At 61.2% G+C, this 18,693-nt stretch carries 16 protein-coding genes; 9 read left to right on the forward strand and 7 right to left on the reverse strand.

Going from position 1 to position 18,693, the window contains the following annotated elements; translation table 11 throughout:
* Positions 1–39: 39 nt before the first annotated feature.
* The 3 genes from ACMUVN_RS10780 to ACMUVN_RS10790 all read left to right on the forward strand — a co-directional run bounded on the left by ACMUVN_RS10780 (position 40) and on the right by ACMUVN_RS10790 (position 2,853).
* On the forward strand, positions 40–1,095 hold the full coding sequence (locus tag ACMUVN_RS10780) for an ABC transporter permease (protein WP_176707396.1): 1,056 nt from the start codon (positions 40–42) through the stop codon (positions 1,093–1,095).
* Positions 1,092–1,856 carry an ATP-binding cassette domain-containing protein gene (locus ACMUVN_RS10785; RefSeq protein ID WP_047612577.1) on the forward strand — a complete coding sequence of 255 codons (765 nt, stop codon included), beginning with the start codon at positions 1,092–1,094 and terminating at the stop codon, positions 1,854–1,856. The genes ACMUVN_RS10780 and ACMUVN_RS10785 overlap by 4 nt, the downstream gene beginning before the upstream one ends.
* 79 nt (positions 1,857–1,935) lie before the next feature.
* Positions 1,936–2,853: a sugar ABC transporter substrate-binding protein gene (locus ACMUVN_RS10790; protein WP_063475938.1), complete on the forward strand. Its 918-nt coding sequence runs from the start codon at positions 1,936–1,938 to the stop codon at positions 2,851–2,853.
* 315 nt (positions 2,854–3,168) lie between these two features.
* On the opposite strand, the gene ACMUVN_RS10795 is transcribed toward ACMUVN_RS10790, so the two are convergent.
* Positions 3,169–4,278: a LacI family DNA-binding transcriptional regulator gene (locus ACMUVN_RS10795; protein WP_414815129.1), complete on the reverse strand. Its 1,110-nt coding sequence runs from the start codon at positions 4,276–4,278 to the stop codon at positions 3,169–3,171.
* A gap of 333 nt (positions 4,279–4,611) precedes the next feature.
* Between ACMUVN_RS10795 and ACMUVN_RS10800 the strand changes: the two genes are divergently transcribed.
* From ACMUVN_RS10800 to ACMUVN_RS10820, 5 genes are all read left to right on the forward strand, one after another.
* Positions 4,612–5,574, forward strand: a complete 963-nt coding sequence (locus tag ACMUVN_RS10800; protein WP_028756645.1) for a sugar-binding protein — start codon at positions 4,612–4,614, stop codon at positions 5,572–5,574.
* Positions 5,575–5,652: 78 nt separating this feature from the next.
* Positions 5,653–7,194, forward strand: coding sequence for a sugar ABC transporter ATP-binding protein (locus ACMUVN_RS10805; RefSeq protein ID WP_414815130.1), 1,542 nt, complete (start codon positions 5,653–5,655; stop codon positions 7,192–7,194).
* 42 nt (positions 7,195–7,236) lie between these two features.
* Positions 7,237–8,262, forward strand: coding sequence for an ABC transporter permease (locus tag ACMUVN_RS10810; protein ID WP_047612583.1), 1,026 nt, complete (start codon positions 7,237–7,239; stop codon positions 8,260–8,262).
* Positions 8,263–8,595: 333 nt separating this feature from the next.
* Positions 8,596–8,796 carry a hypothetical protein gene (locus tag ACMUVN_RS10815; RefSeq protein ID WP_414815131.1) on the forward strand — a complete coding sequence of 67 codons (201 nt, stop codon included), beginning with the start codon at positions 8,596–8,598 and terminating at the stop codon, positions 8,794–8,796.
* Positions 8,797–9,062: 266 nt separating this feature from the next.
* Entirely contained in the window at positions 9,063–10,193 is a 1,131-nt protein-coding gene (locus tag ACMUVN_RS10820) for an RHE_PE00001 family protein (protein WP_097595603.1), read from the forward strand.
* Between the two features lie 221 nt (positions 10,194–10,414).
* Here ACMUVN_RS10820 and ACMUVN_RS10825 read toward each other — a convergent pair whose 3' ends face one another.
* Genes ACMUVN_RS10825 through ACMUVN_RS10835 form a run of 3 tightly spaced genes read right to left on the reverse strand, consistent with a single transcriptional unit; the run spans position 10,415 to position 12,439 of the window.
* Complete coding sequence (locus ACMUVN_RS10825) at positions 10,415–11,125, reverse strand: Bax inhibitor-1/YccA family protein (RefSeq protein WP_063475943.1); 711 nt, start codon at positions 11,123–11,125, stop codon at positions 10,415–10,417.
* Positions 11,126–11,145: 20 nt separating this feature from the next.
* Positions 11,146–11,913: an anti-sigma factor family protein gene (locus ACMUVN_RS10830; RefSeq protein WP_097595605.1), complete on the reverse strand. Its 768-nt coding sequence runs from the start codon at positions 11,911–11,913 to the stop codon at positions 11,146–11,148.
* A complete protein-coding gene (locus tag ACMUVN_RS10835; protein ID WP_097595606.1) occupies positions 11,900–12,439 on the reverse strand; it encodes a sigma-70 family RNA polymerase sigma factor in 540 nt (179 codons plus the stop codon). Before ACMUVN_RS10835 ends, ACMUVN_RS10830 begins: the two co-directional genes overlap by 14 nt.
* Before the next feature lie 189 nt (positions 12,440–12,628).
* Between ACMUVN_RS10835 and ACMUVN_RS10840 the strand changes: the two genes are divergently transcribed.
* On the forward strand, positions 12,629–12,937 hold the full coding sequence (locus tag ACMUVN_RS10840; RefSeq protein WP_097595608.1) for a hypothetical protein: 309 nt from the start codon (positions 12,629–12,631) through the stop codon (positions 12,935–12,937).
* 37 nt (positions 12,938–12,974) lie between these two features.
* On the opposite strand, the gene cueR is transcribed toward ACMUVN_RS10840, so the two are convergent.
* The 3 genes from cueR to treY form a co-directional block, all read right to left on the reverse strand.
* The gene (gene cueR, locus ACMUVN_RS10845; protein ID WP_029868146.1) at positions 12,975–13,364 is read right to left on the reverse strand and encodes a Cu(I)-responsive transcriptional regulator; all 390 of its coding nucleotides are present in this window, start codon (positions 13,362–13,364) and stop codon (positions 12,975–12,977) included.
* A gap of 9 nt (positions 13,365–13,373) precedes the next feature.
* Positions 13,374–15,899, reverse strand: a complete 2,526-nt coding sequence (locus ACMUVN_RS10850) for a heavy metal translocating P-type ATPase (protein ID WP_414815132.1) — start codon at positions 15,897–15,899, stop codon at positions 13,374–13,376.
* A gap of 108 nt (positions 15,900–16,007) precedes the next feature.
* Positions 16,008–18,617 (reverse strand): malto-oligosyltrehalose synthase, encoded by a 2,610-nt coding sequence (treY, locus tag ACMUVN_RS10855; protein WP_414815133.1) that lies wholly within the window; start codon positions 18,615–18,617, stop codon positions 16,008–16,010.
* Positions 18,618–18,693: the final 76 nt, after the last annotated feature.

Genomic DNA, 18,693 nt, shown 5'->3' on the forward strand with positions numbered 1-18,693 from the left:
TGTTTCTTATGTATAAAAAACAGGGGAGGCTAGGGGAATTTGGAAGACTCCGGGATTCTGCCTCAGAATTCGTCGCGGCCTGGTGGTTCGCAAGCAACCTTCCGCCCGAGACAATCTGGCATCGCATTGGGACTGAAGCTGTTGAGCCTTGGCCCGCTGTTGATCCTGATATTGCTCATCGCCGTCGTCAGTTTGATCACGCCGGCTTTTCTAAAGCCCGTTAACCTGGGGAACATCTTGGCGCAGACGGCAGTGATTGCCGTTGTGGCGATGGGGCAGCAACTCGTTATCCTGACGCGAGGGATCGATCTGTCTGTCGGCTCGAATCTTGCGCTGGCGACAGTCATCGGCGGACTCGTCTACCAGCAGGTTGATTCCTCAACCGTCGTCATTATGGCCATGCTGGTTGCGGGTACGGCTGTCGGTGCGGTCAACGGCGTGGTCTTTGTCTACGGGCGGCTGCCACATCCCTTTATCATTACACTTGCAAGCTTGAGTATCTGCCGCGGCCTGGCACTCGCATTGGCGCCGGGCCACACCACCATGCGCGGAATGCCCGATGCTGTGACGGCGATCGGCGGTGGCACGACGCTTGGCGTGCCCAATTCATTCTTTGTCGTCGGCATGTTCGGGCTTCTTTTTCTGATCCTGACGAAGTCGATGGTCTGTGGCCGATGGATCTATGCGGTCGGCGGCTCGCCGAATGCTGCCAGAAGCATGGGTATACCGGTAAGGGGCATTCTGCTTTCGACCTATATTATTTCCGGCTTTTGTGCAGGCCTCGGCGCGGTGCTGCTCGCGGGCCGGACCGCCGCCGCCTCGCCAATCTACGGCAATCTTTTGGAGCTCGACACGATTGCTGCTGTGATTATCGGTGGCGCTAGCTTCCTGGGCGGACGAGGTCATCTCGGCCACGCCCTGATCGGCGCCGTGCTGATCGGCGTCATCCGCAACGCCCTTAACCTTCTCGGCGTCGACGTGTTCTTTCAAATGATCGCGATTGGGCTCGTTATCGTCATTGCCGTAGAGGCTGACGTGCTCCGTAACCATCTCGAAGCGCGCGCACGCGTGCTTCAATCGGCGAGCGCACGATGAACCCGACATCCATCACACCGGCACTTTCGGTTCGAAACGCCCAGAAGCGCTTCGGCGCAATCCATGCCCTGAAAAATGTAAGCTTTGATGCCTATTCAGGTGAGGTAACCGCTCTCTTGGGTGACAACGGCGCCGGCAAGTCGACGCTCGTCAAATGCATTAGCGGGCTTCATAGCCTCGACGAAGGAGAAATCCTCGTGGATGGTGCTCCCGTATCGCTCCATTCGACGGCAGCCGCCCGCCGCGCCGGCATCGAAACCGTCTATCAGGATCTGGCGCTTTTCGACAACCTGACCCCCGTACAGAATTTCTATTGCGGACGGGAAGTCGCTTTTCCCTCTTGGTTGCCGCGTCCGCTCCGCTTCCTCAACACGGGCGCGATGAGGCAGGAAGCGGCGAGTGTCATCGATCGTCTGAAGGTTAAGCTGCCGAGATTCGATGCGCCGGTCGCGCTGATGTCCGGCGGACAACGACAGGCGATCGCGGTCGCGCGCGCCATAGTTTTTGCGCGCAAGCTGGTGATTCTTGACGAACCGACGGCCGCCCTCGGTCTTCGCGAGTCTCGCCAGGTTCTTGACCTTATCAAACAGCTCAAAGCCGACGGCAACGCCGTGATCATCATCACGCACAACATGGAGCATGTGGTCGAAATCGCCGATCGGGCGGTTGTGCTGCGGCAGGGTCGGAAGGTGGGCGAATTGAAGCCAACGGAAGCAAACAAGCAGGACGTTGTCGCGATGATTGTCGGCGCCGAGGCTTAAGGGAGATCGCTGCTTCGTTGGGGCAGCGGACAACGAGATCGCTCTAGAGGAGGGCGGTCGAAAACGTGGGAGGTGTATCATGAAACCGCAATCCCTGCTGGGAGCTCTTGCGCTCCTGGCCGTCGCCGCAGTCCCGTCCTTGGCGCAGGAGCCGGTGAAACTCGGCTTTATAACGAAATTCCCCGTACCGTTCTTTGCAACAATGGAGAACGCAGCCAAAGAATATGCAAAGAGAAATCCCGGGGTAGAGATCATCTACGGCCAGGGTGCGTCCGCAACCGACATCGAGGGCCAGATTGCACAAATCGAATCAATGGTGACTCGAGGGGTGCAGGGCATCGCCCTCACGCCTGTCGATCCCACCGTGTCAACAGCCCTGGACAAGGCAGTGGCGGCCGGTATCAAGGTCGTGCTGATGGATAACAATATTCCGGATTGGAAAGGCAGGACGGCGCTTGCCACGACGGATAATTTCGCTGCAGGCAAAATCGCCGGCGAATATCTCAAAACTGTTCTTAAGGCCGGCGACACCATGGGGATTCTTGAGGGCGTGCCCGGCGTGCCGGCGCTTGATGACCGTGTGAAGGGTATGCTTGAAGGGCTCAACGGTCTTGATGTCAAGATCGTTGGGAAAGGCGCCACAAACTGCAGCGAGGAACTCGGGATCAGTGTCGCCGAGGATCTGCTGACGAAGAACCCAGACCTCAAGGCCATTTATGCCGCTTGCGGCCCGCCCGCTGCTGGAGCGGCGCGCGCCATCAAGAACGCCGGCACTGCCAACGACAAGATTGTGCTGGTCGGTTTCGACTTCTGCTGCGGTGAAGAGGAGGCGTTGAAGAGTGGAGTGGAGGATGCGTCGGTGGCGCAGTTCCCCACCAAGATGGCTGAACTCGGTGTGGATGCACTGGTAAAGTCGATTCGCGGAGAGAAGGTCGAGTCTTTGATCGACTCCGGCGCGGCGCTGGTCACACCTGAGAATATGACAAAATTCCAGTGAACCGTTGCCCCTGCGGGTATTGGATCAAGCAAACGGTCCGTCCTTCTCGGGCGGGCCGGACGTTTGACCACTCTTTGCGCCCTCTCCTCAGTTCGCTTGAATTCCCTGGCAGGCTGGATGCCGATGCCCCGTACCGCAGTCGACCTTCGTCGGTCGTCGACTTTTCGTCGCCGCAGCACCCATTGTCTCTTTCGACTTTTTCAACCGGTGTCGTGACCGGTTCGGCCACGGCCATGTGGTCGCTGCGCGCCAGGGAGAGCGGTCAATTTTCCGGCCCAGAGCCGGCGGCGTTTGGCGTTGGCGCAGACCCGAGAGTTACGGCTGAGCATGCGCTCCATCGTGGATCAGCCGCGCTGCGGTCCGCGGCGCGGCGACGGAATGACGCTTCACGAGAGAGCATTCGAGCTTTGCGATCGGATAGCGCTTGCCGGGCATGCTTTCCGGGTTGAGATGTTCGATCGCCCATTGCCCCATGGCGAGATGTGGAAGAACCGAAGTCGTCAGCGGCGGTACGAGATGTCGCGAAATCTCTTCGTCATCGTAACCCACCACCGACATGTCCTGGGGAATGCGGAGCCCTGCGTCTTTCAGCGCTTCGTAGCACCCGATAGCCGTGCGGTCGTTCTGGCAGAAGATCGCGGTCGGCGGCTCTGTCAGGGCAAGCAGTTTCATCGTGGCGGCATAGCCGGCGCCGGCCGACCAGTCGCCTTCAACCACCGAGTCCGGATCGAAGGGTATATCGGCGGTGGCCAGCGCCCGGCGATATCCCGTCAGCCTATCCTGCGCAGCCTGCATCCAGATTTCGCCAGTGATCGTCGCGATGCGATGATGGCCGTGCATGATCAGATGCCGCGTCGAGCTTTGGCCTCCGGCGATCTCGCTCGGCACCACGGCAGGAAAGGCATGGTCCGCCGTGTAGCAGTTCAGCAATACTGTCGGGATTTTCAGCTTGTAGATATAAGAAGGGAGCTCGATCTGGCGGGTATAGATCGTCATATAAATAAGGGCCGATATGCCCCCGTTCGTCAACGCCTCGATTGCCTTCGGCTCCATGACAGGATCGCCGAGCGTCTGTGTTACCAGGAGGACATTGCCGGCGTTCCAGGAGGCTTGCCGTGCGCCTTCGATCGCGACGATCGCTTCCGGGCTGGTGGCAAGCTGATCCACCGCAAAACCAATCACATTGTCCGTTCCCGAATAGGAGGCCGTGGTCGTATAGGTCGGCCCCACATAGCCGAGCGCACGCGCCGCCTCCAAAACCCGGTCGCGCGTCTGCTGCGAGATACGGGTGCCGGGCGTATCATTGAGGACGAAGGAAACAGCTGCCTGCGAGCACCCCGCCGCCGCGGCGATGTCCGTCATCGTCACGCGGGCGGGCTTTTCGGCGGGATGCCTGTTCCGCTTTTGGGCCGTTGGTTTTCGCATTCTTGGAAATTGTCTCCGATCGGGGTTGATGGGCGCGGCAGCTAATAAACATTAGCAGTCATTCGAAAGCGCTGACAATGGAGTGAACTGCCATAACGCTATATATTCCAACATTTTCCGGTAAAAAAATTGCGCATGATATAAAGTATGATCAAATGTTTTGATGCAGGTTGATAATACTATTTACTAATTAAGATAATTGTATACCGTCGGGGAGCGATCGGAACATATGCCACTCGTCGCTTGCGCGACGGCCCCAGGGAGGGGGCGTGCATCCGGCCGGCCGCTCATCGCAAACGGGCCAACGCAACCGCGGCCCTCGGGAGGTATGTTATGAAGAAGCTGAAACGCAATGCAGCCTTGTTCTTCGCCGGGTTGATGCTGAGCACGGCGCCGATTGCCGTATCCCATGCTGCCGACAAGCCGACACTTGCATTCGTCGTCAACGGCGCGTCCGACTTCTGGAAAGCTGCAGAAGCGGGCGTGAAGAAGGCGCAGGGCGAAATGCCAGACTACCAGATGGAGCTGAAATACCCTGAGCAGGCATCGGTCGCCGTTCAGCAACGCCTGATGGAAGACTTGGTCAGTGCTGGCGTGAAGGGCATCATGGTCTCTGCGGTCGATCCAAAGACGCAGACGGACGGCCTGAATAAAATTGGCTCGCAGACCGCTCTCTTCACCACCGACAGTGACGCGCCGCAGACCAATCGCGTCGCCTATATCGGTTCATCCAACATCGACGCTGGCCTGCAGGCAGCCGAAATCGCCAAGAAGGCGATGCCGGACGGCGGCAAGTGCATCGGCTTCGTCGGCCTGCTCGGCGCCGACAACGCCAAGGAACGCATCCAGGGCATGAAGGACGGCCTGAAGGGCACGAAGATCGAGTTGACCGATGTACGCGGCGACGATATCGATCAAACGCGCGCAAAGAAGAACGTCGAGGACGCGCTGGTGGCCAGCCCTGACGTCACTTGCATGGTCGGCTTCTACTCCTACAACACGCCGCGCATCTATGAGGCGCTGCGCGACGCCGGCAAACTCGGCCAGATTACCGTCGTCGGCTTTGATGACGATCCAATCACGCTCGGCGGCGTCAAGGAAGGCACCATCGCGGCGACCGTCGTGCAGCAGCCGTTCGAGTGGGCCTATCAGGGCATGAAGCTGATGGCAGCCTATCTCAAGGGCGACAAATCCGGCGTTCCCAGCAACGGCTTGATCATCATTCCGACCGTGATCATCGGTAAAGATGACGTTGACAAATATGCCGCCAACCTGAAGGCCATGGCTGGTAAATAACCCTCCTTCGCGGCGGGGCACTTGCCGCCGCCGCGAAAGACGTCTCATGCCGACAGCTTTAGCAGCCATGGACAGGCGATGAACCACAGTTCCGACATCCCGTCACCGGACGCGCTTGCAACGCCGTTCCTTTCGCTTTCCGGCGTTGGCAAGACTTATCCAGGTGTCGTTGCCCTTGAGGGCCTGTCGATCGACATCATGCCTGGCGAGGTCATCGGCCTCGTTGGCGAGAACGGGGCTGGAAAATCGACGCTGATGAAGATTCTCGGCGGCGTGATTACCCCCGACCGAGGAACGATCATGCTCGACGGGGCAGAGCTTCGTTCCCTCACCGTGGAATCGAGCATCGCATCCGGCATCGCCTTCGTGCACCAGGAACTCAATCTCTTTGAGAATCTCGACGTTGCCGCCAATATCTTCCTGGGCCGCGAACCGCTGAAGGCCGGACCTTTCAAGCTCGTCGATCGAGATCGACTGCGAGACCTGGTCAAGCCGCTCCTGAAGCGCGTTGGGGCGCATTTTTCCGCCGACACACCGGTTGCATCGCTTTCCCTGGCCGAGCAGCAGATGGTGGAAATCGCCAAGGCGCTATCCATCAACGCCAGGCTCGTCATTTTCGACGAACCCACGTCGAGCCTGCCGCTGGCCGAAACCGAGCGGCTCCTGAGCATTATCAAATTGCTGAAAGCGGATGGCATCAGTGTCATTTTCATCTCGCATCGCCTCCACGAGGTTGAGCGCGTCGCAGACCGGGTCGTGGTCCTGCGCGACGGCACGCTGGTGGGCACACTCGCCAATAAAGACATTGGCCACGATCAGATGGTCAAGCTGATGATCGGTCGGGTGCTTGCGGCCCGAACCGCAAAACCGCAGCGCTCGCCCGGCTCGGTTGCGCTGAAGGCAAGCGGCGTGCGCACCGAGGCCTATCCCGGCCGTCCCGTTGATCTGGAAATCCGGTATGGAGAAATCATGGGGCTTGCAGGCCTCGTGGGGTCGGGCCGCACCGAGCTTGCAAGGGTCCTCTTCGGCATTGATCGGAGCTACGGCGGAGCCATCCTGCTGGACGGGCGGCAAATTGCGGTCAACTCTGCCCGGGACGCCGTCGACCGCGGCATTTTCCTCGTGCCGGAGGATCGCAAGCGCAACGGCATTCTTCTTGATTTCCCGATCGCCCAGAACATAACCCTTGCCGATCTCCCCAAACTCTCCAGCCGCTTCATGCTCTCCGCTGAACGGGAGAGGGCGGCGGCCGAAAAGCAGCGCGTTCGTCTCGGTATCAAGGCGCCCTCCGTTTCGACGCGAACCGGCACTCTGTCCGGCGGCAATCAGCAGAAGGTGGTGCTTGCCAAATGGCTATCGATGAGCCCCAAGGTGATGATCTTCGACGAGCCGACACGCGGCATCGATATCGGCGCGAAGAACGAGATCTACGGCCTGATGCGAGCGCTTGCCGACGCGGGAGTGGCGATCCTGATGATATCCAGCGACATGGAAGAGGTGATCGGCGTTTCGGACCGCATCGCCGTCATGCATGAAGGCCAAATCGCCGGCATATTGGAAGAGGACGAAATCAGCCAGGAAAGCGTCCTTTTGCTTGCTGTCGGCAAACGGGTAAAATAGCGGCTGCGGCCTGTACAAATAAGTATCGGGGATGGATCTCGGATGATCAAAAAAGATCTCGGACTGCTGCTTTTGATCGTCGTCGTCGGCATCGTCGTCGCCATCATCAATCCGCGCTTCCTGCTGCCGATCAACCTGGCCAACACGGCCAACCTGATCGGCCTGTTCGGCATCCTGTCGATCGGCCAAGCCTTCGTCATCATTACAGGTGGTATCGAGCTTTCCGTGGGCTCGCTCGTCGCGCTTCTCGGCGTGCTGTTCGTCGATTTCATCGCGGTCCAGGATATGTCATGGATGCTGGCGCTGCCGCTCATTCTCGTGCTCGGTGCGATCATAGGCGCCGTCCACGGCTGGCTGATCACCCGGCTCAACCTGCAGCCCTTCGTCGTCACCCTCTGCGGCCTCCTGATTTATCGTGGGGCGGCGCGCTTCTATACCGCCGACGGAACGGCGGGTTTTGCTTTTGGCCAAAATTTCCCCGAGCTCGAATTCCTGACCGCAGGGCGGTTTTATGGCGTTCCCAACACTTTCATCGCGCTCGTCATCATTGCCGTGGCCATGTGGGTTGTGCTCCATCGCTCCGTCTTTGGGCGCTATCTTTACGCGATCGGCAAGAACGAGGAGGCGGCCCGCTATTCCGGTATCCGCACCGGCCGCATGGTCATGTCGGCCTATGTCATTTGCGGACTGCTGACGGCGCTTTCGGCGATTTACTTCGCCATGTACACGCGCTCGATCTCGCCGGCGAGCCACGGCCAGTTCTATGAACTCTACGCGATTGCCGCTGCCGTACTCGGCGGCTTTTCGCTCCGCGGTGGCGAGGGATCGATCGTCGGCGTCGTGCTGGGAACGGTCCTGCTCCAGGAGTTGCAGAATCTCGTGAATCTCCTTGGTATCCCTTCGTCGTTGAATTTCGCTGTCATGGGTGGCGTGATCCTCATCGGCGTCCTGATCGACCAACAATGGCACGCGATCCGCGCAAGGCGTCGCCTCGTCTCTGCCGCCCGGCAGGCTGAAACTCGTCTTTCAAACGAAAGCAGCCTGCCGGTGGTCGCCAACCAGGACTAGGTCCGGGGACGGGCCACGGTATAGGTGATCTCCTCTTTGCCTCAGTCGAAGAGGGCAAGTGCGGCAAGACAGGCTGCCGCGAAAGAAAACTTCCCTCATGCTTCGCTGCTGACGCAGAAAAATAGGGCCACTGGAAAACCAGGGCCCTTTAAGGTGTGAAGGTCAATAAACCTCCAGAGGGGAACAGCTGATGCGATGGCACTGGGAGGAAAACCATCAGCTGCATCAACTGAAGGCAATATGCACATATTTTGACCGCTTGGTAAAATATTTATTATGCAGTGCAGCTATGCGGAAAAGGGAGAGCCGCATCATCCAGACGGGACGGAGCCCATGTGGAACCGTCCTCCTACCATTCGCCAGCATGCGCGCGCCGACGCAGTTCCTGCCGGCGATGACGGCAGTGGCGGCATTTCTCCCTCGGCGATGCGCCAGATCCATGGCGTCATCTCCGCAACAGACTTCGTTTCCCAATTGGCTGGCGCAGCTAATGAGGTCGACAAGCTGACAAACTTCGAAGACACCCATTTTTGAACCGTCGATCGTTACCATCCAGGAACGGCGTGAGATGGTGGGGATTGCGAGCGGTACTTCGAAGGATGCGATTGTCTATCTGAGAGAAATCGCAGGCATGCCTGAACGCCATGCCGCGTCCGAGAGTGCTTCCTTATGCAGCCGCTCGATCAGCCATCTTAACGGCTCCTTCCCAGACCTTTGTTGAAATACACCGTTAACCATGGCATACATCGGAAAGAAACTCGTATTTTGCTTCCATTTGTGAAAAACTGTAAAGCTTAACAATGCGCTACGACATTGACGGTGCAATGCTCCAAACCCTGCTTCCCTCCCTTACCGCGGCGGAGGATGCGCTGGCGCGGCTGGACGAGCGGGTGTTGCGTTCGGTGGTCGGCGAAGGCTTCGCCGAACGTAGTCATTTCTTCGATGCCGCCGGCGCGCTTTGGGTGGCCGGCGAACTCGTGCATGTCGAGGATCTCGTTTTGCATGATGCGCATATGGATAGCCGCGCTCCGACCCACGAACTGACGATCGCCCATTCCGTGCTGCGGGCGCGTCGGCGCATATGGACCGGCGAACCCGGCTGGGCACTTGGCGTCGCGGGCCTCGCAACGCTGACCGCGACCGGCGGGGAAGGGGAGGGGAAAGCGCAGGACGCCAAGAGCCTCGCAGCTCCGGTTGAGGCCGATGAAGAGGGCGAGGATGAGGACGGGCCGCTCGCGGCCGAAATGGCGGAGATCGATGCGCTGCTTGCGCGCTCGCAGAAGCTGCTCGATATCCATACCGGGAAAACGCCGGCAGGCGAGACGGCCGTTGCCCCGGCAAGGCCCAACGAAGATCCTCTCGGCTTGCTTGGTGACGACGAATGGGACGAGGAACAGCGGCTTGCGGAGTGGCGGAGCGTACTGCCATTGGCCGACAGCTTGCCGCCGGTTCTCGGAGCCGTCATCCTTTTCGAAGCCTGGGAGAGGATCGAGCCGTTGCGGCGTCAGCACTGGCTCGGCGGTCTTCTGGTCGCAAGCCAGCTGCGCGCCCGCGGCAAGGTTGCCTCGCACCTCTTTTCTTTCTACGGCGGACTGAAACTGGTGCGCCATGAGCGTCGTCGGGCGCGCGATCGGGCGACACGGCTGCTAGCCTTTCTGGAGGCGATGCATCTCGGGGCTGCGGCCGGCCTCAAGGAAATCGACCGCCTGTCCCTGGCGCGCACACAGATGGAGCTGCGCTTTCGCGGCCGCCGTTCGAACAGCAGCCTGCCGGAGCTTGCCGATTTCATCCTGTCGCGGCCGATGGTCTCGGCGGCGATGATCGCCCGTCATCTGCGCATTACGCCGCGCGGCGCGCTCAACCTCGTCAACGAGATCGGCATTCGCGAAATCACCGGCCGCGGCCGCTATCGCGCCTGGGGTATCATCTGATGCATGTCGCCCAAAAGTGTGCAGCGGTTTTGGGACAACGACATGCATAAGACAAAGACTTAAAGCACGTGGCATGAGTCCGATTTGACGCGATGCGCTTGAAACGAAAACGGCCGGGCGTTGACCCGGCCGTTTCCTTTAGGTGAGCACCCAGCCAGCCATCCTGTCACAGACTGCAGACCAGGCGCTCTTGCGCTTCCTTTGCCCCCAGAAGCGCAGTCCTATTCCCGCTCGCCGGTGAAGTTGAGCAGAAGCTGGAAGATGTTGACGAAGTTCAGGTAGAGCGAGAGCGCACCGAAAACGGCGAGCTTCTGGTTCGATTCCTGATCATAGTTTTCCGAATATTGTTCCTTGATGTTCTGTGTGTCGTAGGCGGTGAGGCCGACGAAGACGACGATGCCGATCACCGAGATCGCAAACTGCAGTGCGCTCGAACCCAGGAAGATGTTGACGATGCTGGCGATGATGATGCCGAACAGGCCCATCATCAGGAACGAGCCCATGCGCGAGAGGTCACGCTTGGTCGCATAGCCGTAGAGGCTGGTGGCGCCGAACATCGTGGCGGTGATGAAGAAGGTCCGCGCAATGCTCATCCCGGTGAAGACCAGGAAGACGGAAGCGAGCGACAGGCCCATCACGGCGCAGAAGGCCCAGAAGGTGATCTGAGCGGTGCTGGCCGACATCGTCTGGATCTTGAACGAGAAGAAGAAGACGAAGGCGAGCGGAGCAAGCATCACCACCCACTTCAGCGGCGAGCCGAAGATCGGGACGTAGAGTGCCGGCGTCGAGCCGACGACAAAGGCCACGAGGCCTGTAATGACGAGGCCGAGAGCCATATAGTTGTAGACGCGCAGCATATGCTGGCGCAGGCCTTCGTCGAAGAGGGCCTGGGAGCCGGCGACGGCACCGTAGCGGGGATTGATCGGGTTCATGCTGATCTCCTCGGTTTGAATTAATAGAGCGAGCGGGCGAGCCGTTCGGCCGCCTGGTCGAGATTGAGACCGCTATCGTCGGCGATGAGTGCATAGGCGACCTCGCCGATCTGCCAATAGGCGGCTTCTGCTTTCTCAAGCGTGAGATGACTGACCGGCTTGACTTCGAAGGCGCCCGGGCGGACGGCGAAAAGCGACAGCCGCTTTCCATCGGACTGCTCGATCGCCATTTCGACGCTGGGGCCGAATTCGGACGGGAAGATCTGCACGTCGGCAACTTTCCAATCCCTAGGCAGTTCGGGCATCACGATCGCGGTGGCGGCGCGGATGTCGTCAGCGTTATAGGTGGCCGATGTCTGCGAAGGCATCGATTGGCGCAGGGCCGCGGTCTGATAAGCGCGAACGGCATCCTCGACATAGGCGGGCGCCGGAACGGAAGCCGACACCTCCGTCGCCGAGAAGGCGCCGAAGGAATTGTGCGCCACCCAGCCGGCGGCGATCAGAATACCGACGGCGGCAATGCGCTGCATGGAATGGAAGATGCGGCCATAGGAAAGGCCACGTTCCAGCCGGCGGGCGGCATCGCGGGTCTCGGGGCGGCCGAAGGCACTTTCGCCGGCAAGCGCCAGACGCAGTTCGCCCTTGACGCTGAGGTCGGCCATGACCTTGGCGGCAATCGCCGGATGCTCGGAAAGATAGGATTCCACCTGGATGCGACGGGCGACATCGAGTTCGCCATCGACGTAGGCGTCGAGATCGGCATCGAGGATCGGATCAATTGCTTTCATTGCCGTTCCCTCCGATAATTCTCAGATGCGAAACGCGTGGTGTCTTCTCCTCGAATTCGCGCAGCTGCGCACGAGCCCGCGAGATGCGCGACATCAGCGTCCCCACGGGAATGCCGAGCGCCCGGGCTGCTTCCTGGTAGGAAAGGTCTTCGATGGCGACGAGATGCAGCGCCTCGCGCTGTTCCTCCGGCAGGTCGAAGAAGGCGTCGCGCACCTGCTGCAGGCGCACAGCATGTTCCTGGCCGGCCGGCAGCGACTGCTCGGCTTCGACAGCCGCCTCGTCGTGGCGGCGCGTCAGCGACCGGTTCCGGCGCAGACGGTCGATATGGGCATTGTGCAGGATGGAGAGCAGCCAGGTGCGCAGGTTGCCGCCGCTGCGGAAGCTCTTGCGCTTCTCGAAGGCGCGTACCAGCGCATCGTGCACCAGATCCTCCGCCTCGTCCGAATTGCGCACCAGCGAGCGCGCGTAGCGCCTCAGCGCTGCAAGCTGTCCGATGACATCGAAGGGGCGGTCTTTGCGTTCCATGATTGAGTATACGCAAGTGCAGCCGATTTTATTCCCGGCCGGGTCAAAAAAGTTGATCAGCCAAAAGAATGCTGCCCGGACCACGATCGGACATTCTTCTCCAGTGGACAGGCGCCTCAAATCGGCGATTGTGTATGACAATTACATGACAGATCATGACGCCGCTGATTTGCAGGGGAAAAATAAAGAATGAAGGAAAAGAAGCGGGTCTACGAAGCTCTCGTGGACGGCGCCATGGAAGGGCTGACGGATGAGGCGCTCTATGATTTCGTCAAGGCGCGTTGTCCGAAGGCCACCAGCAAGAAGATCGTCCGGGCTTCGCTTCTCGCGCTCACCGATCCTCATCTCAGAGACCGCAATATTCTCGACGTGATCTATGCGCTGGCGATCAAGCACCGGCTGGATGACGGCGTGCTGGACGAGGGTGAAGACGAAGAGCCCGACGAGCGGGCTCAAACTTCGCAGGCGGCCAACCAGAACATGCCGCCGCTTTCCTGATGCAGGCCGCCTGAATCGGCCTGCTCGTGCGAAATGGTCAGGCGCCGTCCGAAAGTTCTTCGAGGATCGGACAGTCGGGCCTGTCGTTGCCGTGGCAGGCAAGCACGAGGTGCTCCAGCGTCCGGCGCAGTTCCGTCAACTCGCGGATCTTGCGGTCGATCTCGGTAAGCTTTGTCTGAGCGATATCCCTAACGTCGGCGCTCGCCCGATCCTTGTCCTCATAGAGCGCCAGCAATTGCCGGCATTCCTCGACCGAAAAGCCGAGGCCGCGCGAGCGCTGCAGGAAACGCAGCTTGTGGACGTCGGTCGCGGCATAGTCGCGATAGCCGTTTCCACCCCTTTCGGGGCGGATCAGGCCGATATCCTCGTAGTAGCGGATGGTCTTAGACGGCAGGCCGGACCGTTCCGATGCTTCGCCGATATTCATCGCTATCTCCTATAGTTTTGCAAAGCGCAGTCTCAGCGCATTTGAAATCACCGAGACGGAGGAGAGGCTCATCGCTGCCGCGGCGATCATCGGCGAAAGCAGCAGCCCGAAGATCGGATAGAGCACGCCGGCGGCGACCGGCACGCCGAGCGCATTATAGCCGAAGGCGAAGCCGAGATTCTGGCGGATGTTGCGCATCGTCGCCTCCGCCAGCCGCCGCGCCCGGACGATGCCGGTGAGATCGCCCTTCACCAATGTGATGCCGGCGCTTTCCATCGCGACGTCGGCGCCGGTGCCCATGGCGATGCCGACATCGGCGGCGGCAAGCGCCGGCGCGTCATTGACGCCGTCGCCGGCCATGGCGATGATAGCGCCTTTGCTACGCAGTTCGTCGATCAGCGCCTTCTTGCCTTCCGGAAGCACATCGGCGCGCACCTCGTCGATGCCGAGGCTTTTTGCCACCGCCCGCGCCGTGCGCTCATTGTCGCCCGTCGCCATGATGATCTTCAGCCCACTGTCATGCAGCGCCTGGATGGCGGCAGCCGTCGTCGGCTTGATCCGGTCGGCAACGGCGACAAGACCGGCAAGCGCGCCGTCGAACACCACGAACATCACCGTCTTGCCGTCGCCCCGCAGAGCTTCGGTCTTCTCGCTAAGTGCTGCCGGATCGATGCCGAGATCGGCAAGCATCGCCGCATTGCCGAGCGCGACCGTCGTGCCGTCGGCAATGCCCTGAACGCCCTTGCCGGTCTTTGCCTCGAAGCCGGTGACCTCGACGAAGGGTACACCGCGCTCCTCGGCGCCGGAAACGATCGCTTCGGCCAGCGGATGTTCGGAGCCGCGCTCCAGGCTTGCCGCCAGCGATAGCAGCCGGTCTTCCCCGACCCCGCCGAAGGCTGCGATATCGGTAAGCTTCGGCTTTCCTTCGGTCAGCGTGCCTGTCTTGTCGACGATCAGCGTATCGACCTTGGAGAAGCGCTCAAGCGCCTCGGCATCTTTGATCAGCACGCCTTCCCCAGCGCCGCGCCCCGTTGCGATCATGATCGACATCGGCGTCGCAAGACCGAGCGCACAGGGGCAAGCGATGATCAGAACGGCGACGGCGGCAAGCAGGCCGTTCGCCATGCGCGGCTCCGGTCCGATCGCGGCCCAGGCGAGGAAGGCAAGGAGGGCGACGGCGACGACCGCCGGCACGAAGACGGCCGATACTCTATCGACCGCCCCCTGGATCGGCGCCCGCGAGCGCTGTGCCTTGGCGACCATGTCGACGATGCGCGACAGCACCGTGTCTGCGCCGACCTTCTCGGCGGACATCACGAAGGTGCCGTTCTTGTTGATCGTGCCGCCGGTCAGCGGATCGCCTTTCGATTTCTCTACGGGCAGGGGCTCGCCCGATATCATCGATTCATCGACGGTCGACTGGCCCTCGAGGACGGAACCGTCCACCGGCACCCGCTCGCCGGGGCGAACGCGCAGCCGGTCGGCGACATTGATATCGTCCACCGGCACGTCACTTTCGTTGCCTTCGGCATCGATGCGGCGTGCTGTCTTCGGCGCAAGGTCCAGCAAAGCGCGGATTGCCGAGCCGGTGCGTTCGCGCGCTTTCAATTCCAGCACTTGGCCGACGAAGACGAGCGCGACGATGACGGCCGCTGCCTCGAAATAGACCGGCACGGCCGCGCCATGGCCACGAAAACTCATCGGGAAGATGCCGGGCGCAAGCGTGGCGACGACGCTGTAGAGATAGGCGGTGCCGACACCGAGACCGATCAGCGTCCACATATTCGGGCTGCGGTTGACAACGGACGCCCATGCGCGGCGGAAGAAGGGCAGGGCGGCCCAGAGCACCACCGGGGTTGCCAGCAGCAGTTCGATGAAGGTCGCCTGCGGCTCGCCGATCGCTTCGCGGAGCGGCAGGCCGAGCATCGGCCCCATGCCGAGCGCCAGCAGCGGCAGGGCAAGGATGGCGCTGACCCAGAGCCGCCTGACGAAATCGACGAGTTCCGGGTTCGGGCCTTCGTCGGCTGGGGGGATGCCCATCGGCTCCAGCGCCATGCCGCATTTCGGGCAGTCGCCGGGGCGATCGCTGACGACTTCAGGATGCATCGGGCAGGTATAGAGCGTACCCTTCGGCGCCGGTTTTGTCGTCGGGCGCTGGCCATCGCGGTAGGCTGCAGGGTCGGCTTCGAACTTCGCCTGGCACGCGGCCGAGCAGAAATAGAATTTCTCGCCCTCGGCTTTCGGGAAATATCTCGCCGTCGAGCGATCGACGCTCATGCCGCAGACGGGGTCCTTCGCCGTCAGGTAATCCTCGGGTGCAGCCGCAAATTTCGTTCGGCAATGCTCGGAACAGAAATGATAGGTGCGGCCGCCATGGTCGAGTGAGGGCTTGCCGGCCTGCGGATCGACGGTCATGCCGCAGATGGGATCACGGACAATGGCGTCGGCAGCCTTCTCCTGATCATGGCCGCAATGGCAATGATTGTCGCCATGGGCGTGGCTGTGATGGTGATCGTGTTCGTGCTTGATATTCATAACTCTCTCCGCGCCGGGAGCGGCACCTGAATAGGGTTATGAACCTTCCAGCAACTGGAAGGTCAAGCACTATTTTGACGAATGTCCGATGCGTTGGCGCTGGATACCTCAGAGTGGGGTGATCAGCCCGACCGGCTGGCTCCCGAGCAGGGCGGCGACCGAGATGCTGCCCCCGGGCTCGATCGTCTTTCCGGTCACCAGATCCGCCTTCAGCCCGTGAAGCGGGGAGGGGACGGCGATCGCCGTATCCTCCCAAAATTCCGGGCCGGCAAAGAGCACGCCAGGGTCGAGCCAGCCGAACATCAGCCGCGGCGCGGCGACGATCGCGAAATCACTCTTATGCACCCGGGCAAAGGCGAGCACATGATCGCGGCGGTTGCCCGTCACCTTCAGCGGCAGATAGTCGCCTCTGGCAAAGAGGTCCACATACCGTTGGCGCAGCTGCAGGCCGATCGCGACGATGCGCTGTTTCAGCGCCGCCGCCTGCAGCTTGGCGATCGGCCCGGCTTCATCAAGCCAGGCCGCCAGCCGTTCATGATCGACCGGCCGGCGGTTGTCGGGATCGACGAGGCTGAAATCGAAACCCTCCGCACCCTGGTAGATATCGGGAATGCCGGGGGCTGTCAGCTTGAGCAGCGTCTGCGACAGGCTGTTGAGGTAACCCGCCGCTATGAAGGGCTGTAGCACCCTTTCGAAATCTTCGAGGAAGGCGTCATTCTCAGGCGCAACCAGCGCCGTGGCATAGGTCGTCACCGCCTCCTCGTAAACGGCATTCTGTTCCGTCCAATCGCCGCGCAGTTTCGCCTCGCGCACGGCTTTGACCGCGTAGTCGGCGAGGCGTTCGCGCAGTTCTTCCGTCCGTCCTCTGTCGAAGTCTTCCGGCCAGATGCCGGCCAGCGCCTGATAGAGCATCCATTCGACATTCGGCTCCGGCGCAACGCCATCCGCCAGTTCCTGCAGCCACGGCCGGTTCATGTCGCGCCAACGCTCCACCGCCTGGGCAAAGACATCCGCGCCCTCGCTCAGCGCGTAAAGCCTGGCGCGCGCATCCTCACCGCGTTTGGTGTCGTGGGTGGCGCTCGCCGAAAGCCCATGCGGCTGCAGCCGCGCCCGCTCGGCCATGCGACGGTGGAATTCCTCCATGCCGCCGGGCGCCTTGCCCGGTTCGCCGCCCACTTCGTTTGCGGCAAGCAGCCTGTTGTAGCGATAGAACAGCGTATCCTCTGTCGCCTTCGCCATCACTGGCCCGCTCAATTGCTGGAAGCGGATCCGGAACGCATGGGCCGCATCACCTTCGATCTTGCCTTCGAGAAGCTTCAGCACATGGTCGCAGGCACTGCGATCATCGAGCTTTGGCAAAACCTGCGACGCGGTCCCGGCAAGGACCGCTGCATCCTGCCAGGAAAGCGGGCCTCCGTCGCCATAGGTGCGGTAGACGGGAAAGGCGATCAGCAGTTCGCAGAGCGCGGTGGCGATCTCGTCTCTTTTCAGCTCGGGAAAGATGCCTGCCGCGATCGACACCAGCCTGTCGGTCTCGCCGGCGAAATTGCGTTCGACCATCAGTCGCTTGGCAATCTGCCGGCTCTCTTCGAGATTGCCGGTCTCGCCGGCGAGGCTGCGATAGGCGCCGTCCAATATGCGCAGACCGCTGCTCTCGATGAACAACTCGCTGAGCGCGGCGATGAACTCATATCCCGTGGTGCCGGCGACCGGCCAGTTCTCCGGCAGGACCTCACCGGGTCCGAGGATCTTTTCGACGACGATATAGGTGTCTGGTCCCACCGCCTCCCGCAACCTGTCGAGATAGGCCTTGGGTTCGGCCAGCCCGTCGACATGGTCGATGCGCAGGCCTTGCACCTTGCCATGGCGCACCAGTTCGATCACCAGCCGGTGCACGTCCTCGAACACCGCGGGATCTTCGACGCGGGTTCCGACCAGGCCGGTCACCTCGAAAAAACGGCGATAGCTCAGATGCCGTGCCGCGTCCTTCCAGTGGGTCAGCCGCCAATGCTGTCCCTCAAGCAGGTTTCTCAGGAAATCGAGATCGGCCGAGACCTCTTCGAGCTTTTGCTGGAGGATGGCCCGATCGCCGCCTTCGAAGAGGATATCGCGCATCGTGCGGTTGAAATCCTCGCCGGAGGTCTCGGCCGCAGCCTCCGCCATTCGGGTGGCGACCGGATTGTCGAGCCGGTTTGCGAGGGCGCCGTAACTCGTGGGGTTCAGCGGCAACAGCGTCTCGAAGTAACCGAGCGCGAAATTGCCATGCGTTTCGTCGAGCGCGATGCGCAGCTCGCCGCCAGCCAGAGCGCGATCGAAATCCTGACCGAGCTGTGGCAGGGTCAGCGGCTCGCTCCAGTCGATGTCGAAGTGGCTGGCATAAGCGCTCTGCCGGCCGAATGCCAATACGTCGCGCCACCAGCCGTTTTCCGGCGAGGCGGCCATGTGGTTCGGGACGATGTCGAGGATCAGTCCCATGCCGGCGGCGGCGAGACTTTCCGTCAGCCGCTCGAATCCGGCCCGGCCGCCAAGCGTCGGGTCGATTTCGTTGGCGTCTGTCACGTCATAGCCGTGGGTCGAGCCGCTGACGGCGGTAAAGATCGGCGAGGTATAGAGGTGGCTGATGCCAAGCGTCTTGAGATAGGGGACGAGGTCGCAGGCGCGATCGAAAGTCATGCCGTTGCGGAATTGGATCCGGTAGGTCGCGGTCGGAAGTGTCATGAGGCCGTCTGACGTTGGAGGGAGACCCTCTCCAACGGTCGTGCCCGGGTTTTTGTTCCCTTACAGCGCCGCGCGT

The sequence above is a fragment of the Rhizobium sp. IY2 genome, assembly GCF_047532935.1.
In the GTDB taxonomy this organism is placed as follows: Bacteria; Pseudomonadota; Alphaproteobacteria; order Rhizobiales; family Rhizobiaceae; genus Rhizobium; species Rhizobium anhuiense.

Excerpts from the sequence above, each read along its gene's own strand:
- ACMUVN_RS10785 (WP_047612577.1), top strand. The coding sequence starts at position 1,092 with ATGAACCCGACATCCATCACACCGGCACTTTCGGTTCGAAACGCCCAG.
- ACMUVN_RS10790 (WP_063475938.1), top strand. The coding sequence starts at position 1,936 with ATGAAACCGCAATCCCTGCTGGGAGCTCTTGCGCTCCTGGCCGTCGCC.
- ACMUVN_RS10795 (WP_414815129.1), bottom strand. The coding sequence starts at position 4,278 with ATGCGAAAACCAACGGCCCAAAAGCGGAACAGGCATCCCGCCGAAAAG.
- ACMUVN_RS10800 (WP_028756645.1), top strand. The coding sequence starts at position 4,612 with ATGAAGAAGCTGAAACGCAATGCAGCCTTGTTCTTCGCCGGGTTGATG.
- ACMUVN_RS10805 (WP_414815130.1), top strand. The coding sequence starts at position 5,653 with ATGAACCACAGTTCCGACATCCCGTCACCGGACGCGCTTGCAACGCCG.
- ACMUVN_RS10810 (WP_047612583.1), top strand. The coding sequence starts at position 7,237 with ATGATCAAAAAAGATCTCGGACTGCTGCTTTTGATCGTCGTCGTCGGC.
- ACMUVN_RS10815 (WP_414815131.1), top strand. The coding sequence starts at position 8,596 with ATGTGGAACCGTCCTCCTACCATTCGCCAGCATGCGCGCGCCGACGCA.
- ACMUVN_RS10820 (WP_097595603.1), top strand. The coding sequence starts at position 9,063 with ATGCGCTACGACATTGACGGTGCAATGCTCCAAACCCTGCTTCCCTCC.
- ACMUVN_RS10825 (WP_063475943.1), bottom strand. The coding sequence starts at position 11,125 with ATGAACCCGATCAATCCCCGCTACGGTGCCGTCGCCGGCTCCCAGGCC.
- ACMUVN_RS10830 (WP_097595605.1), bottom strand. The coding sequence starts at position 11,913 with ATGAAAGCAATTGATCCGATCCTCGATGCCGATCTCGACGCCTACGTC.
- ACMUVN_RS10835 (WP_097595606.1), bottom strand. The coding sequence starts at position 12,439 with ATGGAACGCAAAGACCGCCCCTTCGATGTCATCGGACAGCTTGCAGCG.
- ACMUVN_RS10840 (WP_097595608.1), top strand. The coding sequence starts at position 12,629 with ATGAAGGAAAAGAAGCGGGTCTACGAAGCTCTCGTGGACGGCGCCATG.
- cueR (WP_029868146.1), bottom strand. The coding sequence starts at position 13,364 with ATGAATATCGGCGAAGCATCGGAACGGTCCGGCCTGCCGTCTAAGACC.
- ACMUVN_RS10850 (WP_414815132.1), bottom strand. The coding sequence starts at position 15,899 with ATGAATATCAAGCACGAACACGATCACCATCACAGCCACGCCCATGGC.
- treY (WP_414815133.1), bottom strand. The coding sequence starts at position 18,617 with ATGACACTTCCGACCGCGACCTACCGGATCCAATTCCGCAACGGCATG.